13 protein-coding genes are annotated in these 17,552 nt (G+C 34.4%); 5 read left to right on the forward strand and 8 right to left on the reverse strand.

The window, feature by feature from the left end; genetic code table 11:
- Nucleotides 1-161: 161 nt before the first annotated feature.
- The 7 genes from JMI89_RS02925 to JMI89_RS02955 all read right to left on the reverse strand — a co-directional run bounded on the left by JMI89_RS02925 (nucleotide 162) and on the right by JMI89_RS02955 (nucleotide 9,390).
- Nucleotides 162-1,394 (reverse strand): uracil-xanthine permease family protein, encoded by a 1,233-nt coding sequence (locus tag JMI89_RS02925; RefSeq protein WP_220679296.1) that lies wholly within the window; start codon nucleotides 1,392-1,394, stop codon nucleotides 162-164.
- A 73-nt stretch (nucleotides 1,395-1,467) separates the two neighbouring features.
- Complete coding sequence (gene upp / locus JMI89_RS02930) at nucleotides 1,468-2,094, reverse strand: uracil phosphoribosyltransferase (RefSeq protein ID WP_187756326.1); 627 nt, start codon at nucleotides 2,092-2,094, stop codon at nucleotides 1,468-1,470.
- A 141-nt stretch (nucleotides 2,095-2,235) separates the two neighbouring features.
- Nucleotides 2,236-2,865 carry a 16S rRNA (guanine(527)-N(7))-methyltransferase RsmG gene (gene rsmG / locus JMI89_RS02935; protein ID WP_187756325.1) on the reverse strand — a complete coding sequence of 210 codons (630 nt, stop codon included), beginning with the start codon at nucleotides 2,863-2,865 and terminating at the stop codon, nucleotides 2,236-2,238.
- A 3-nt stretch (nucleotides 2,866-2,868) separates the two neighbouring features.
- On the reverse strand, nucleotides 2,869-4,761 hold the full coding sequence (gene mnmG / locus JMI89_RS02940) for a tRNA uridine-5-carboxymethylaminomethyl(34) synthesis enzyme MnmG (RefSeq protein WP_220679297.1): 1,893 nt from the start codon (nucleotides 4,759-4,761) through the stop codon (nucleotides 2,869-2,871).
- Nucleotides 4,762-5,426: 665 nt separating this feature from the next.
- Complete coding sequence (polA, locus tag JMI89_RS02945) at nucleotides 5,427-8,195, reverse strand: DNA polymerase I (RefSeq protein ID WP_220679298.1); 2,769 nt, start codon at nucleotides 8,193-8,195, stop codon at nucleotides 5,427-5,429.
- A 216-nt stretch (nucleotides 8,196-8,411) separates the two neighbouring features.
- On the reverse strand, nucleotides 8,412-9,065 hold the full coding sequence (locus JMI89_RS02950) for a DsbA family protein (RefSeq protein ID WP_187756322.1): 654 nt from the start codon (nucleotides 9,063-9,065) through the stop codon (nucleotides 8,412-8,414).
- Between the two features lie 61 nt (nucleotides 9,066-9,126).
- A complete protein-coding gene (locus JMI89_RS02955; protein ID WP_220679299.1) occupies nucleotides 9,127-9,390 on the reverse strand; it encodes a YihD family protein in 264 nt (87 codons plus the stop codon).
- 83 nt (nucleotides 9,391-9,473) lie between these two features.
- On the opposite strand from JMI89_RS02955, the gene mobA reads away from it, so the two are divergent.
- Both mobA and mobB read left to right on the forward strand, forming a co-directional pair.
- On the forward strand, nucleotides 9,474-10,061 hold the full coding sequence (mobA, locus tag JMI89_RS02960) for a molybdenum cofactor guanylyltransferase MobA (RefSeq protein WP_187756320.1): 588 nt from the start codon (nucleotides 9,474-9,476) through the stop codon (nucleotides 10,059-10,061).
- A complete protein-coding gene (mobB, locus tag JMI89_RS02965; RefSeq protein WP_187756319.1) occupies nucleotides 10,052-10,543 on the forward strand; it encodes a molybdopterin-guanine dinucleotide biosynthesis protein B in 492 nt (163 codons plus the stop codon). Before mobA ends, mobB begins: the two co-directional genes overlap by 10 nt.
- 750 nt (nucleotides 10,544-11,293) lie before the next feature.
- Here the strand turns inward: mobB and cobB are convergent.
- Nucleotides 11,294-11,989, reverse strand: coding sequence for a Sir2 family NAD+-dependent deacetylase (cobB, locus tag JMI89_RS02970; RefSeq protein WP_187756318.1), 696 nt, complete (start codon nucleotides 11,987-11,989; stop codon nucleotides 11,294-11,296).
- Nucleotides 11,990-12,294: 305 nt separating this feature from the next.
- On the opposite strand from cobB, the gene katE reads away from it, so the two are divergent.
- From katE to JMI89_RS02985, 3 genes are all read left to right on the forward strand, one after another.
- Nucleotides 12,295-14,532, forward strand: a complete 2,238-nt coding sequence (katE, locus tag JMI89_RS02975) for a catalase HPII (RefSeq protein WP_220679300.1) — start codon at nucleotides 12,295-12,297, stop codon at nucleotides 14,530-14,532.
- A 258-nt stretch (nucleotides 14,533-14,790) separates the two neighbouring features.
- A complete protein-coding gene (gene typA / locus JMI89_RS02980; protein WP_187756426.1) occupies nucleotides 14,791-16,614 on the forward strand; it encodes a translational GTPase TypA in 1,824 nt (607 codons plus the stop codon).
- 266 nt (nucleotides 16,615-16,880) lie between these two features.
- Nucleotides 16,881-17,534, forward strand: a complete 654-nt coding sequence (locus tag JMI89_RS02985) for a YjfI family protein (protein ID WP_220679301.1) — start codon at nucleotides 16,881-16,883, stop codon at nucleotides 17,532-17,534.
- Nucleotides 17,535-17,552: the final 18 nt, after the last annotated feature.

Here is a 17,552-nt window from a genome sequence, read left to right on the forward strand (position 1 = left end):
CATGTAGTATAAATTCTGAAACCTAAAAAGCAATATGAAGACAAAAAAGAAAAATTCAACACAGTTTTATCATCATCATTAATAAAATAAATATTCGATATTATTGAATAAATTAATTAAATTGAGATGCTAAGATAAATAACATTTATCTTAGCAAAATTTTATTTATGCGGTAAAATCAGATTCAATACAATAGCGGCGATACCACATAAACTAATACCTTGTAAAACATAATTACCAAAATCAAACACCATTCCACCAATACCAAATACCAGAACTAATGCTGTGATACACATATTACGTGAAATAGAGAGATCAACTTTATGTTTAACTAATATATTGACTCCAACAGAAGCAATAGAACCAAATAATAATACCATAATCCCCCCCATAACAACGGAAGGAATAGATGCTAGAAATGCTCCCACTTTACCAACAAATGACATAACAATAGCCCATATTGCCGCCCATGTCATCACGCGCGTTTTAAAGTTACGTGTTAATGTCACAGCACCAATGACTTCAGCATAAGTAATACAAGGTGGCCCACCTAAAAAACCGGCTACTGATGTTGCTAATCCATCACCAAACAATGTTCTTTGTAACCCAGGATTTTTGGTATAATCTTTGCCTGTTACACTACTAATTGCCATAATATCACCAACATGTTCAATTGTCGGAGCAATGACAATCGGAATCATATAGAGTATAGCCTGCCATTGAAATTCTGGATAAGAAAAATGCGGTAATGAGAACCAAGGAGCACTAATAATCGGCTGAAAATTGACTAACCCAAACCAAATTGACAAACTATACCCAACGATAATACCGGAAATAATCGGTACCAATTTAACAAAACCTTTTGCCCAAATTGCAACAATTAGTGTCGTTATTAAAGAAGCCATTGAAATAATAATTAACTGGTATTTCGGTAAACTTGTTTCGATATCGCTCCCCATTGCCATCTTGACAGCAACAGGCGCTAAAGATAAACCAATTACCATAATAATCGGACCGGTCACCACTGGCGGTAAAATGCGTTCAATAATATTCGCACCATTAATTTTCACTAAAAAGGCAAACAACATAAACACTAAACCAGCTGCAACTAATCCACCTAATGTCGAAGCAACTCCCCACATTTTAACACCATAAGAAATAGGGGCAATAAAAGCAAAAGATGATGCTAAAAATACCGGCACTTTACCACGCGTTGCGATTTGAAAAAGTAATGTCCCTACGCCAGCAGTAAATAATGCTACATTAGGATCAAGTCGAGTCAGAAGCGGAACTAAAACTAATGCGCCAAAAGCAACAAACAACATCTGAGCACCAGTGATAATATCTAACAATGTATGCTTAGAAAGGTGTTGAGAAATATTTTTAGAAACCATTATTGTTATTCCTCTTTAAATTTAATAAATTACAGACAGAAAAAAACCGGCTATCGCCGGTTTAAAAATTGATTTATTTGGTACCAAAAATTTTATCTCCCGCATCACCAAGACCAGGGAGAATATATCCTTTATCATTTAATTTTTCATCAATTGATGCCGTATATAATTCAACATCTGGATGCGCTTGTTCTAAAACTTTGATCCCTTCTGGAGCCGCAACTAAAACTAAAACTTTAATATTTTGACAACCAGCTTGCTTTAAAAGATCGATTGTTGCAACCATCGATCCACCTGTAGCTAACATTGGATCGACCACTAAAGCTATACGATCTTCAATATCAGATGTTAATTTCTGGAAATAAGGTACTGGCTCAAGGGTTTCTTCATTACGATAAAAACCAACCACACTAATTCTAGCACTTGGGATATGTTCTAAAACGCCATCCATCATACCTAAACCTGCCCGTAAAATCGGTACTACTGTGATTTTTTTACCTTTAATACGTTCAACTTCGATTGGACCACACCAACCTTGAATTGTAACTTTTTCTGTTGGCAGATCCGCCGTGGCTTCATAGGTTAATAAACTACCGACTTCGCTGGCAAGCGCTCTAAAATCTTTAGTTGAAATATCATGTTCACGCATTAAACCTATTTTATGGCGGACAAGGGGATGTTTGACTTCGACAATTTTCATGAAATGACCTCAGTGTTTTAAATCTATTAATCATTTAAATTTAAATGACCACTGGCGGCAGATTGTAACATGAATAACTTAATAAATAAAAATCAATTTGTGACCACACATCAAGTAATATGTGGTCTTGATAAAAATTTTTTAATTTAAAGCTGTCAATTTTTGAATAATTAATAAGTTACGTTCAGCATCTAACTGCGGAATTTGTAATTTTATACAGTTTTTTAATTGATAATCATGGGATAGGTTAGTTAACTCTTCTTGTGAAGCTTGACTTTTTAATGCATAGAATAATCCCGTTTTATTTGGTAAATGTTGACACCAATCAAGCATATCCATCAAAGAAGCAAAAGCACGACTGATTACGCCATCAAACTGTTTATGACGATACGCTTCAATTCGACTTTGTTCCGGATGAATATTACTTAATTTTAGTTCGAATTGCACTTGTTTTAAAAAGCGCACACGTTTACCAAGACTATCAACTAAGTCGAAGTGTTTATCTGGATTAATAATGGCTAGTGGAATCCCTGGTAATCCAGGGCCGGTTCCAACATCAATAAATTCTTGACCTAATAAGTATGGAGAAATGACTAAACTGTCCATAATATGTTTTATCAACATTTCATTAGGATCACGTATAGACGTTAAATTATAAGCTTTATTCCATTTATCAAGCATCATGACATATTGAATCAATTGATCAATTTGTGCCTCGCTAATCAAAAGATCCGTTTGTTGAATAAGTTTAACTAATTGGCTTTTTAACATAACTTATAGTGCCTTTTTACAGATGTAATTTTTTTTCTTTAAATAAACTAATAACATTGAGATTGCAGCTGGAGTTATCCCTGAAATTCGCGAAGCTTGACCGATAGAAACCGGTTTATGTTGTTTTAATTTGGCAACAACTTCATTAGATAAACCTGAAATATCAGCATAATCAATTTCTTGCGGAATTAGTGTTTCTTCATTACGTTTCTGTCGTTCGATTTCTTCAATTTGCAATTTAATGTAACCATCATATTTAACTTGTATTTCAACTTGTTCTGCAGCTTGTCCTTCTGCTAAACCTGGAGCAAATAGTGATAATGATTTTAAGGTTTTATAAGTCATCTCTGGACGTTTTAATAACTCTTCACCATTAGCTTCTTTGGTTAAATTAGCACTTAACACCGCATTGACTTCATCAATAGTTTCAATATGTGGATGAACCCAAATATCGCGTAATCGTGCACGTTCTTGTTCAATAGCTTCTATTTTTTGATTAAACTGTAGCCAGCGATAATCATCTACCAAACCTAACTTTCGACCAATTTCAGTTAAACGGATATCGGCATTATCTTCGCGTAACATCAAACGGTATTCAGCACGAGAAGTAAACATACGATAAGGTTCATTAGTACCTAATGTACAAAGATCGTCAACTAATACGCCCAGATAAGCTTGATCGCGAGTTGGATACCATTGTTCTTCGTCATACACAAAACGAGCTGCATTTAATCCTGCAAGCAGTCCTTGGGCAGCAGCTTCTTCATACCCGGTAGTACCGTTGATCTGACCGGCTAAAAATAATCCTTTGATCACTTTGCTTTCAAGAGTTGGTTTGAGATCCCGTGGATCAAAATAATCATATTCAATTGCATATCCTGGTCTTATAATGTTCGCATTTTCGAGACCTTTCATACTACGTACAAAAGCGAGCTGTGTATCAAATGGTAAGCTGGTAGAAATTCCGTTTGGATAAATTTCATTACTATTTAATCCTTCTGGTTCTAAATAGATCTGATGAGAATTGCGATCCGCAAAACGCATGATCTTATCCTCTATAGATGGACAATAACGCGGTCCGATCCCTTCGATCACGCCGGTATACATTGGGCTGCGATCTAAATTATTGCGAATGATCTCATGGGTTTTTTCATTGGTTGATGTTATGTAACAAGGGATCTGTTTAGGGTGATCGCTTGGTTTTCCTAAAAATGAAAACACGGGTATAGGATCATCTCCCGCTTGGATCCCTAATTGAGAAAAATCAATTGTACGCGCATCGATCCTTGGTGGTGTACCTGTTTTTAAGCGACCTATTCTAAATGGGTATTGATGCAAAGCATGTGATAAACCGATTGAAGCAGGATCACCTGTGCGTCCACCACTATAATTATTTAATCCAATATGGATCTTTCCAGCTAAAAATGTACCAGCTGTGATCACAACTGCTTTAGCTTTGAATTTGATACCCATTTGGGTAATAACACCTGTGATCTGATCGTTTTTAATGATCACATCTTCAACTGATTGTTGGAAAAGCATTAAATTAGGTTGATTTTCCAATGCAATTCGGATGTTATTGCGATATAAGGAACGATCTGCTTGTGCGCGCGTAGCTCTAACGGCAGGACCTTTACTGGCGTTTAAGATCCTAAATTGGATCCCAGCATGATCCGTTGCTTGGGCCATTAATCCACCCATTGCATCGATCTCTTTAACTAAGTGTCCTTTGCCAATGCCACCAATTGCTGGATTGCATGACATTTGTCCTAATGTATTGATATTATGGGTTAAAAGCAGTGTTTTTCTACCCATTCTTGCTGATGCCATTGCTGCTTCAGTACCTGCATGACCGCCACCGACGATGATGACATCGAAAAGATCTGGGTAAAACATATCTAACCTCAACTGAATATAATTAAAAAATGGCTATCAAGAGATAGGAATTTATTCGAATGATAAATTTTACTCGTCTTTTTAGCTACGTCAAATGATCTGTTTGTGATCACTAAATAATTAAAAGGATCTTTTATGTTTTTAGATTATATTTTTTATTATTAATAAAGAGATCTTTGTGTATAAATTTTTGTAGCCCTTATTTATCAATATGTTGTTAAGGATCAAAACGTGTTGATAACTCTAATTAAACTTAGGATTAAGCTATGGATAACGATCCTTTTTATCCACATTGATTAATATGTGAAAAGTTATTTCCATGTTGATAACAGGATTGTGATCGTTTTAATGACAGAGTTATCCACAAAAAATCAGTTTAATCGCTGTTTTTCTGTTTGTTAATAGGTTATTTTGGCAGCATGATTCGATCAATTATTTGGATCTTTTATGCTTTTTTAACAGAATTTTTATCGAGAAAATTGTAAATTTCGCTATATTAAGATCATCTTTTTACAACGAAGATAGATTTGGTTAATCTGACGATCTTATTTGATTATGTGGAAAGAGGCATTAAGAGAGGTATTTGAGTGTTTTCAAAGAGAGAAGATGATCGATTGGTAGTTATCTTAAGTTCACTTCGATCATCTTTAATTTTTAAACTATATTTAGTGCGCTTCGTCCCAGTTATTGCCAAAACCTACGTCGACTTTTAAAGGAATATCAAGTTGATAGCAGTTTTCCATAATCGTTTTTATTTGCTCGGTTATGGTATCTAGATGGGTTTCTTTTACTTCAAAAACTAATTCATCGTGTACCTGCATGACCATTTTAACATTATCTCCTTGTTTTTGAATAAAATGATTTACAGCTATCATTGCAGTTTTAATGATATCTGCAGCAGTACCTTGCATTGGTGCATTAATTGCAGCACGTTCGGCTGCGCGTTTTTCGATACCGCTTGCAGAATTTATTCTCGGTAAATAAAGTCGTCGACCTGATAAGGTTTCTACATAACCTTTTTCCGCAGCTAATTTACGAGTATTTTCCATATATTGTTCAACACCGGGATAACGCTCAAAATAGCGATCAATATAAAATTTTGCTTCATTTCTGGGAATATTAATTTGTCTTGATAAACCGAAAGAACTCATACCGTAAATTAAACCAAAATTGACAGCTTTAGCACGACGACGCTCTTCTGATGTGACTTCATTTTCTTGTTTACCAAGAATTTCACTGGCGGTAAAACGGTGAATATCTTTATTATTGGCAAAAGCATCTAATAAGTTTTTGTCTCTTGATAAATGCGCCATGATTCGTAGTTCAATTTGTGAATAGTCGGCTGAGACAATCTTATAACCTTTTGGAGCAATGAAAGCCTGACGGATTTTACGTCCTTCCTCATTGCGTACTGGAATGTTTTGTAGATTTGGATCATTGGATGATAAACGGCCTGTTACTGTGCCAATTTGGTTATAATTAGTATGTACGCGATGATCAATGCGACTTATCATTAATGGTAATTTATCAGTATAAGTATTTTTAAGTTTAGCTAGACCGCGATATTCAAGAATCAGGCGGGGTAATTCATAATCATTGGCTAGTTCACTTAACACTTCTTCATTCGTTGATGGATCACCTTTGGGTGTTTTTCTGATAACTGGTAGTTGATTTTTTTCAAACAGAATGACTTGTAATTGTTTAGGGGAAGCGATATTAAATTTTTCACCAGCTAAGTCATGAATCTGTTGTTCGAGTTGATCAAGTTTAGATTGGATCTCTGTTGAATATTGGTGTAATAAGCTTTCATCGATTAATACACCGGTTCTTTCGATATTGGCTAAGATGATCGCTAATGGCATTTCAATATCATTAAAGAGGTGCGTTAATTTACTATCTTGTTTCAGTTGAGCCCATAATTTGTTATGAATAGTAAGGGTTAAATCAGCATCTTCACAGGCATAACGTGTGGTGTGTTCGATATCGATTTTATCAATTGTTAGTTTCTTTTTATCGACTTTGGTTAATTCATCATAGGTTATTGTTTTTACATGTAGATGTTTTTGGGCTAAATGATCTAAATCATGTCTGTCATTACTATTAAGAACGTAAGATTCTAACATGGTATCATATGTAATACCTTGTACGGTAATGCCATAATTCGCTAATATTGAATAATCAAATTTGACATTTTGCCCAACTTTTTTAAGTTTTGCATTTTCAAATATTGGTTTAAGCTTTTGGATAACTTCATCAAGCGGTAACTGTTTTGGTACACCTAAATAGTGATGATGAATTGGTATATAACAGGCTTCATTTTCAGCAATACTCAACGATATACCGACTAACTCGGCGTGAAAATGATCAATATTATTGGTTTCAGTATCAAAAGCAATTAAATGGCTGGTGGCTAATTTTTTTACCCAACTGTCTAATTGTTCACTGGTTAATATAGTTTCATAATGCTTTTCCGCTTGAGGGGAAGGGATTGATGACTGACTGTTTTTATCGTTTTCTGACACTTGATTAACTAAAGGTTGCTCTGATTTGATAAATCGTCCATGATTAAGTTCGGTTAGCCAACGATTAAAACCGTGGTATTCAAAAATTTGCTTAAGTTTATTAATGTCAATTGGTTGTGGTTTTAATTGTTCATTACTAAAATTGAGTTCGACATCGGTTTTTATGGTAGCGAGTAAATAAGATAAACGAGCTTCTTGTTCATTATCGATTAATTTTTGTTGAATAGATTTAGCTCCACGAATAGATAGCGTGATGACTTTATCTATATTGTGATAGATATCATCAATACCTGTAAATTCACTAAGTAAACTACTGGCTGTTTTTTCTCCAACACCTGGTACACCAGGAATATTATCGGAGCTGTCACCCATTAAGGCTAAATAATCGATAATTTTTGTCGGTGGCACGCCAAATTTTTGTTGTACACCATTCGGATCTAAAACAACGTTATTCATGGTATTAATTAAAGTAATTTTATCTGAAACGAGTTGTGCCATATCTTTATCGCCAGTGCTGATTAATACTGATAGACCTTCTGCTTCAGCTTGTTTAGCTAGTGTACCAATCACGTCATCAGCTTCAACATTATCTACACATAATAGTGGTAATCCCATTGCTTTTAAAATGTTATGAATAGGTTCGACTTGTACTCGTAGATCTTCCGGCATAGCGTCACGTGTTGCTTTATATTCGCTGTATAACGTTTTTCTAAAAGAGCCTCCTTTGGCATCAAAAACTACCGCAATATGAGTTGGTTGATATTGATTAATCAGGCTTCTGATCATGTTTGTTACGCCATAAATCGCACCAGTTGGTTCCCCTTTGGTATTTGTTAACGAAGGTGTTGCGAAAAAGGCTCTATATAAATAGGACGAACCATCGATAAGGATAATCGGTTTTTCTGTTTTCATAGTAAATTCACTTTGATTGAATATAAACAAGTTATTAACAATGAGTATACTCAAAAGTGATAGAAATAAAAGTCATAGCGTAGAAAAGGTGATTCTTGTCAGTTAATTAAAGTATTTATTCGTTATGTTATATAAAGGGATTGGGGTAAATAAAAATAAGATTAGTCAGAATATTAGAATTAACGCTAGTATTCTGACTATCATTGGGATGGTAGATTAATCTTGTTGTAGTAAAAAATTGATTACACGTGAATAATCCTTAATATAAGTTTCATAAGAAGTAGCATCTAGACCTTGAGAATTAATAATATACAATCTGTTAACGAAAAAACTAGGAATCGATGTTGGTTGTAACTCATCTCTAGCTTCATTTTGCTGAACTTCAAAGGCTTTTACCAAAAAGTTATCTTTCATGCTTTCATACTTGGCTTCATCAATACCTAAATTGATGAAAACACCTTTAATATCGTCGGCTGTTTTGATAGTTTTATCAAGTTGAATACCATCATAAAGATCAGATGCTATTTCATTTTGGATACCTAATACATTTGCAATAGCCCATGCTTGCGACAATTCTTCAGCGAGAGGACCAAAATTATTTAAATGATAACGTTTAAATTTAATGTTTTTCGGCAAATTAGACGTAATAGTTTCGTTAATTTTATATGTTCTTTCAAGCTTAAAACAAGATGAGCAATTAAAAGAAAAAAATTCAATCACTTCTTTTTCGGGAGAAGCAAACTTGGCTAATTTATAATATTGCTTGCCATCAGTAATTTTAACCGGTTCAACGGATTCTTCAGTTTCAGCAGCCAAAGTACAAAACGATATAATAATGGCACTGATTGTCACAAAAAACTTTTTAAACATGTTAAAAGGCTCCTAAAATTTAGTCATTCAATTAGTCATATAATGATTCAAATCAGTGTAATTAAGTAATGCCACGCGCTTTCAATAAAGCGGATTTAAAATCAGCTTCATAATCTTTTTTTATACCAGGAATTGCTTCCGATTTATCTGTATCACGCATTTTCAAATGATAAATTAATACTTCATCACTCAAGTTATTTAATTCGCCTTCATAACCTGCATCACTACCTAATTTAGCTAGAAATTCAAGTAGATTTAAATCGGATTCTTTCTCCCAAGCTGGGGTAAGAAGTTCGATAAGTTCTTCAATTCTATGGCACGCCATAATAATTTACCTATTTATTTTGATTAATTTTGCTTATAGTAATGGTATTTAAAATTTTAGCAATGCTCTATAAGCGATTATTTATGTCACTAATGCCTATAACTGCAATTATTCTGGCTGGCGGTCAAAGTAGCCGAATGAATCGACAGAATAAAGGACTGCAATTATTACACGGTAATCCATTATACTATCACGTTATTAATAAAATAAAACCGCAAGTTAATCATATTGTGATTAATTGTAATCAAGATATTGAACAGTATCAAAAATCAGGCTATCCAGTTATTGTTGATGAATTAATTGGCTTTTTAGGACCATTAGCAGGGATTTTCTCAGGATTAATAACCAGTTCAACCGATTGGAACTTAGTGGTAAGTTGTGATACACCTTTTTTACCAGATGATTTAGTTAAGCGCTTACAAGCGCATTGTGATACTCATCTCGCGGCTTATGTGTTTGATGGTGAAAAATCACATCCTACATTAATGCTAATTCATCGTCAATTAGCTCCAATGATTAAACATTATTTATTACAAGGTAAACGAAAATTACTTGGTTTTTTACAGCAAATCGACGCTATTCAGGTTGATTTTAGTGATAAACCAGACGTATTTATTAATATTAATACGTTAGAACAATTGGCTTATTGGAATCAAAAGCAATGCAAATAATTGGAATATGTGGTTATAGTGGTAGTGGTAAAACTACGCTATTGACAAAATTAATCCCTTTACTAAAACAACAATCTATTCGTTTAGCCGTAATTAAACACAGCCACCATAATATGGATATTGACTTGCCCGGTAAAGATAGTTATCAGTTGCGTTATTCTGGTGCAGATCAAGTGATTGTTGCTAGTGATAAACGATGGGCATTAATGACTGAAACACCACATAATCCACCTGATTTACTGACATTAGCCAAACAATTTAATCAAGTTGATTTAGTTTTAGTCGAAGGGTTTAAACATGAAATGATTCCTAAAATTGTCTGTTATCGGCATTCTCTCGATAAACCGCCATTTTATGATGAGTATACACTGGCAATAGCTACCGATTACGAACTGGATATTGCAATTAAACAATTTGATATCAATGATTTAATAACAATTAGCCAATGGATTAAGCATTATTTATTGCTTTCAATATCTTAATCCAATTGGAGGAATCAATTATCAATAAAAATATTGATCGCTTTTATCTTGATGGTTAAAAAAATAATATCATCAATATGTAGATAATTTATTGATTATCATATCAATAGTATCTGTATTGAATTTTAAATATATCAATCCATTAGGTACGAGGTTAATGTTTGAATAAACATTATACGTTAGCATAAAATACAACAACGATAATAGAGTGATTATGCAGATCTCTTCGAGCATATAAAAATAACCTTTCGCTGCTGGATATCACAAATTTTGCTTATCATTTTTTTTTGCTCTTCTTGTCTCTAACTTAGTGATATTACACAATCAACAGCATCAATCGTTACAAGGCGCGAGTATTTTAGCTAATAGGTGACTAAAAATCTCTTGTTATGGTTATTGCAGAATGGTATCCGTTAACGATTGGTTCTTAGGTATACTGTTTAAAATATTTGGTAAAAATAACGTATCCTAAAATTTTACTTTAATAGTGACAATGGGGGAAATGGTATATTTGCTATTGAATTGGCATTCAATATTATTTTCCTACTAATGCCAAATAATTATCACCAAAGCTAACAAGTTTACTTGCTGCGGTATTACCAATTCCCCATCAATTCAATCCCATTTATCTCAATGATAGGTTACATTGTAAAGCAAACTGGATTGAGAAATAAATAGTCAATTTAGGTAAACAGAACTAGTTAGAACATCTATCGTATTAATAACCTCTTTCATCATTCATATTTATTACTAAGCGATTTTTGTTAGTAACTGTTGAATAAAATGGGGTACAATTTGGCTAGCAGGTCCATAAATTTTTAGATCAAACAGATTTTCTTTTAACGATGGTTCTAAATTTAATTCAATAGTATGTGCGCCAAACTGATTGGCTAGTTGTACAAAATTGGCTGCTGGATAGACATGACCGGATGTGCCTATGGCAATAAAATAATCTGCTTGTGTTATTTGTTGATGGATTTCATCTATATAAAGTGGTATTTCACCAAACCAAACAATATGTGGACGAATCATTTTATTTTTCTCGTAATAAATATCATCATAGCAATCGAAGATTTGACCCGTTTGTTCATCACGAACTTTTAGTAACTCACCATGCATATGAATAATATTTTTAGATCCTGCCTGTTCATGGAGGTTATCGACATTTTGCGTCACAATGGTTACATTTTCGCTGCCAATTGTGTATTCTAATTTAGCTAATGCAAAATGAGCTGTATTAGGTTTAACGTTCGGTTGTTGTAATTTTTTACGTAGCATATTGTAGAAGCGATGAACTTGAACGGGATCACGTAAATAACCTTCATATGTGGCGACATCATCCACATTATACCCTTCCCATAAACCATTTTGTGCACGAAATGTTGCTAAACCTGATTCAGCTGAAATACCAGCACCAGTTAAAATGACGAATTTAGTTTTTTTCATTATAGTTCGCTCTTTTTTAATAAGTTTTAGCTATATTGTAACGGTTTTGATATATAACTGATATTACTTAATTATTTTAAATCGAGTTTTAATGAAATAATTTTATAAAGAGATATGTAAAAATAGTATAAAATCAAATAGATATTGTTATAAAGTTTTTTTTTGGCTAATCTGTACATTAAGTAATTTTTTGATAATTTATTGAGTTTTCTACAAAAATGATAAAGTGAGTTCCATCATCACAAACTCATCGCGACGAATGATTAATTTTGTAATTTTTATAAAATAGTAAACAGGAGCAAATGATGAGTAAGAAGTACCACAAAGCCGTTATGCCAGATCAACGAGCCGTACACCCCCATACTTTTGACACCGCACCTAGTGATATCAATATCAAACCAACCCCTAAACCTACTCAGCCAGGCAGTGAACCTTATGCTGCAGGTTCACAAAAATTACCACAAAATAGTAATGCAAAATTACAAGATTTGGATACTTATCGCAGTGTCGATGATAATCAACCATTGACCACCACAACTGGGGTAAAAGTAGCGGATAATCAAAATTCATTAAAAGCCGGGGTGCGCGGTCCAACGTTAATGGAAGATTTTTTATTACGCGATAAAATGATGCACTTTGACCGTGAACGTATTCCAGAGCGGGTAGTTCACGCGCGTGGTGCAGCGGCGCATGGTTATTTTCAGCTTTATAAATCATTAGATAAATACACTAAAGCGAACTTTTTAAATGATACCGGCTTAAAAACCCCCGTGTTTGTGCGCTTTTCAACCGTGCAAGGTTCACGTGGTTCAGCTGATACGGCACGAGATGTGCGTGGCTTTGCCACTAAATTTTATACTCAAGAGGGAAATTTTGATATTGTCGGTGTGAATACGCCAACATTTTTTATTCAAGATGCAATTAAATTTCCAGATTTTGTTCATGCGGTAAAACCTGAACCGCTCAATGAAGTGCCACAAGGACAAAGTGCCCATGATAGCTTTTGGGATTATGTCTCTTTACAACCAGAAACGATACAAAATGTGATGGTTGTAATGTCTGATCGTGGTATTCCACGGAGTTATAGTAATATGGAGGGGTTTGGGATCCATACATTTCGGTTAGTGAATAGTAAAAATGAAAGCTGTTTTGTACGTTTTCATTGGAAACCGATTGCCGGAACATGTTCAATGATTTGGGATGAAGCTCAAGCCCTGATGGGACGTGATCCTGATTTTCATCGTAAAAATTTGTGGGAAAGCATTGAAGCTGGCGATTATCCGGAATATGAACTTGGTTTGCAAATTATTCCGGAAAGCCAAGTAGATAATTTTGATTTTGATATTTTAGATGCGACGAAATTAATTCCTGAAGCCTTAGTACCAGTCCAACGAATTGGTAAAATGGTCTTAAATCGCAATCCAGATAACTATTTTGCCGAAACTGAACAAGTGGCATTTTGCCCAGCAAATTTAGTTCCTGGTGTTGATTTTTCAAATGATCCATTATTACAAGGTCGTATCTTTTCGTATATTGATACTCAAATGTATCGACTCGGTGGTGCCAATTTTAATGAGATCCCGATTAATAAACCGGTTTGTCCATTCCACAATCAGCAACGTGATGGATTTCATCGGATGGAAATCAATACCAATCCGGCAAATTATGAACCTAACTCAATTAATAATAACTGGCCAAGGGAAACCGCCCCCAAAGCCCAAAATGGTGGATTTAGTAGTTATCAAGAAACATTGGATGGCGAAAAAATTCGGCAACGTAGTGAATCGATGACTAACTTTTATTCCATGCCTCGGCTCTTCTGGCAAAGTCAAACAGCAACCGAACAACAACATATTATTAACGCCTTTAGTTTTGAATTGGGTAAAGTGATGCGTCCTTATATTCGTGAACGTGTGGTTGATTTGTTATGTAACATTAATCATGATTTAGCGAAAGGTGTGGCCACTCATTTAGGTATTACATTAACCGCAGAACAAAAAGCGCGTCCCGCTCCTATTTTGTTTAATAACTTAGATAGTGATCCGACACTGAGCTTGTATGCCAATAAGACATTACCATTAACTAGTCGTAAAGTTGCTATATTAGTGAGCGACGGCGTATGTGGGGAATCTGTCGATAAAATTCGTGAAATGTTGACCAAGAAAAAGCTTTACAGCTTACTACTTGCTCCACACATGGGAGTGGTAAAAACGCAACAAGGTGACAGCTTGAAAGTAGATGGTACAATTGAAGGGAATCCTTCTGTTACCATTGATGCTGTAGTGGTTCCAACCAATCAAAATATTGAGATGTTACTCAACGACGGTAACGCTAAATATTATTTACAACAAGCTTATAAACATCTTAAACCAATTGCATTACACAATAATGCTAAACGTTTATTTGATGCGGCGATGCTTGAGGAAGATAAGGGTACGTTGATGGATGACAATATTGTTGAATTGATTTTAACCTTGATGAAAGTCCTATCCTTGCATCGTATCTGGGAACGTGAAGAAAAGGCTTTATCCGTGCCAGCTTAATACTCAAAAATGATTGGTATTAAAAACAGAATATAAATATATTATTTTTAATAAAATCAACCAGTTATAATATTATGTATAACTGGTTGATTTATTAAATAAATCAAGATATTGGTTTAATTTCTTATCTGTTAGCCAAAAAATGTCACTATATGGAATAAAAAAGTAATTATTTATCTTTAAGATCAACACTTATTTCAAAAAAGGTGTATAATTTTGCGCCTAATTATCCTGTTAATTTTTTCTGGAATCGATATTGTGATTGAAAATATAAGAAATATTGCCATTATTGCGCACGTTGACCATGGTAAAACGACATTGGTTGATAAACTCCTTAAACAATCGGGAACCCTTGATTCACGTGGTGATGACACTGAACGTGTTATGGATTCCAATGCGTTAGAGAAAGAACGTGGTATTACCATTTTGGCAAAAAATACGGCGATTGATTGGAATGGTTACCGTATTAATATTGTCGATACCCCAGGCCATGCTGATTTTGGTGGTGAGGTTGAGCGGGTTATGTCAATGGTTGATTCTGTGCTATTGCTGGTTGATGCTATGGATGGACCAATGCCACAAACCCGTTTTGTAACGCAAAAAGCGTTTGCTTATGGTTTAAAACCAATTGTTGTGATTAATAAAGTAGACCGTCCAGGTGCTCGTCCTGATTGGGTAGTTGATCAAGTTTTTGATTTATTTGTTAATCTCGGTGCCACAGATGAACAATTGGATTTTCCCATTATTTATGCTTCCGCATTAATGGGTGTAGCGGGTGAAGATCATGAGGCTATGGCAGAAGATATGACACCGCTATTTGAAGCGATTGTTAAACATGTTGAGCCACCAAAAGTTGATGTTGATGGTCCATTCCAAATGCAAATTTCTCAGCTTGATTATAATAGCTATGTGGGTGTAATCGGTATTGGGCGTGTTAAACGAGGTCGTATCAAACCAAATCAACAAATTACGATTATTGATGCTGAAGGTAAAAAGCGTAATGGTAAAGTGGGACAAGTTTTAAGACATTTAGGTCTTCAACGTTATGAAGCTGATGTTGCTGAAGCTGGCGATATTATCGCTTTAACGGGATTAGGGGATTTAAATATCTCTGATACGATTTGTGATGTCAATGCTGTTGAAGCACTACCAGCTTTAACAGTTGATGAACCAACTGTGACCATGTTTTTTAATGTTAATACATCCCCATTCGCTGGAAAAGAAGGAAAATTTGTCACTTCACGTCAAATTTTAGAGCGTTTAAAGAAAGAGTTAGTGCATAATGTGGCATTACGTGTTGAAGAAACCCCTGATCCAGATGCTTTTAAAGTCTCAGGTCGTGGCGAATTGCATCTTTCCGTATTAATCGAAAATATGCGTCGTGAAGGATATGAATTAGCAGTTTCACGTCCAAAAGTTATCTTTAAAGAGATTGATGGACGTAAACAAGAGCCGTTTGAACAAGTTACCATTGATGTTGAAGAACAGCACCAAGGTCCGGTAATGGAAGCACTAGGTTTACGTAAAGGTAATCTGACTAATATGATGCCAGATGGTAAAGGTCGAGTGCGATTGGATTACGATATTCCAAGCCGTGGCTTAATTGGCTTTAGAACTGAATTTTTAACGATGACTTCTGGTACTGGTTTACTTTATTCAACTTTCAGCCATTATGATGATGTGCGTCCTGGTGAGATTGGACAACGTATTAACGGAGTATTAATTTCTAATGGAACAGGTAAAGCGTTAGAGTATGCATTACATAGCTTACAAGATCGTGGTCGTTTATTTATCGGACATGGTGTAGAAGTATATGAAGGTCAAATCATTGGTATTCATACTCGCTCAAATGATTTAACTGTAAACTGTTTAACTGGTAAAAAATTAACCAATATGCGAGCTGCCGGTACAGATGAAGCCACAACACTATCACCACCAATTAAAATGACCTTAGAACAGTCATTAGAATTTATTGATGATGATGAATTAGTTGAAGTTACACCATTATCTGTTCGTTTACGTAAACGTCATTTAACGGAAAACGATCGTAAACGAGCGTTCAGAAATAATAATAACGACTAATTTTTATTCAAAATTAAAAAGCGTTGACGATTACGTTAGCGCTTTTTTTGTGCGCTCAGTTTTTATTTAGTATCCTCTCTTCTTTACCGATTAATTATCCTTAATACTGACTTGCTATGCTGATTAATAATAGAGGCGTAGGTGAAGTTTTCTTATATTTTGTTTAACAAATAATCTTACATGTAATATTTACATGTAAGATTATTGTGATAAAATGTCTTTATCTACTTTTATTAAATATGACAATTTTGGGTTACCCAAATTATATGGAAAAAACGCAACCAATTAAGAATTCAGCTTTTTATCAAAGACGCTACCGTCAACGTTTACAAGAACAAGGTTTTGTAAAAAAAGAAGTGTGGATTTTGCCAGAAAATACACCTAAATTGCAGGAAATAGAACTTAAATTACGCCAATTTCGAAATAATGTTGGGGATGCAAATCCGAACAAACTACAGGAAAAGAATACAATGAAAAAAAATGAAGTATGGGGTATTACCGATCTTTACCAAACCTTAAAAAAGGAACCTTTATTTACACAAGGTACGGCGAGCATTGAAATCATTGATGGTGTTGATGCCTGCTTGCATATAATTATGCATCAGTATGGTGATTTACCGTTATTTTTAAGTGTTTCTAATCAACAAATCATGGTTGAAGCATTGCTTTGGCCGGTAAACATGGTTAAACAACCAGAAAAATTTAATCAGGATGTATTGTGTACGCGTAAACTTTTCCCGTTATCGACTATTGCCATTGAAAAAGCCGGTGATGGTAGCGTTAACTATATAATGTATGGTGCATTAAGTTCAACATCGTTATTAAGTAATATTATTTATGAACTTGAAATGCTTTCCGATAATGTTATTAAAGCAACAGAAGCTTATGAACATTATTTAAATATAAATAAACAAGATTAATCATTAATCGAATTAGAA

Origin of the sequence: Frischella sp. Ac48, from assembly GCF_019641635.1 — a bacterium.
Taxonomy (GTDB): domain Bacteria; phylum Pseudomonadota; class Gammaproteobacteria; order Enterobacterales; family Orbaceae; genus Frischella; species Frischella japonica.

Bases quoted from the DNA above. Each gene is read 5' to 3' on its own strand.
- mobB (WP_187756319.1), top strand. From the start codon at position 10,052: ATGCAAATAATTGGAATATGTGGTTATAGTGGTAGTGGTAAAACTACG.
- JMI89_RS02950 (WP_187756322.1), bottom strand. From the start codon at position 9,065: ATGTTTAAAAAGTTTTTTGTGACAATCAGTGCCATTATTATATCGTTT.
- polA (WP_220679298.1), bottom strand. From the start codon at position 8,195: ATGAAAACAGAAAAACCGATTATCCTTATCGATGGTTCGTCCTATTTA.
- mnmG (WP_220679297.1), bottom strand. From the start codon at position 4,761: ATGTTTTACCCAGATCTTTTCGATGTCATCATCGTCGGTGGCGGTCAT.
- upp (WP_187756326.1), bottom strand. From the start codon at position 2,094: ATGAAAATTGTCGAAGTCAAACATCCCCTTGTCCGCCATAAAATAGGT.
- katE (WP_220679300.1), top strand. From the start codon at position 12,295: ATGAGTAAGAAGTACCACAAAGCCGTTATGCCAGATCAACGAGCCGTA.
- mobA (WP_187756320.1), top strand. From the start codon at position 9,474: ATGTCACTAATGCCTATAACTGCAATTATTCTGGCTGGCGGTCAAAGT.
- rsmG (WP_187756325.1), bottom strand. From the start codon at position 2,865: ATGTTAAAAAGCCAATTAGTTAAACTTATTCAACAAACGGATCTTTTG.
- JMI89_RS02985 (WP_220679301.1), top strand. From the start codon at position 16,881: ATGGAAAAAACGCAACCAATTAAGAATTCAGCTTTTTATCAAAGACGC.
- cobB (WP_187756318.1), bottom strand. From the start codon at position 11,989: ATGAAAAAAACTAAATTCGTCATTTTAACTGGTGCTGGTATTTCAGCT.
- JMI89_RS02955 (WP_220679299.1), bottom strand. From the start codon at position 9,390: ATGGCGTGCCATAGAATTGAAGAACTTATCGAACTTCTTACCCCAGCT.
- JMI89_RS02925 (WP_220679296.1), bottom strand. From the start codon at position 1,394: ATGGTTTCTAAAAATATTTCTCAACACCTTTCTAAGCATACATTGTTA.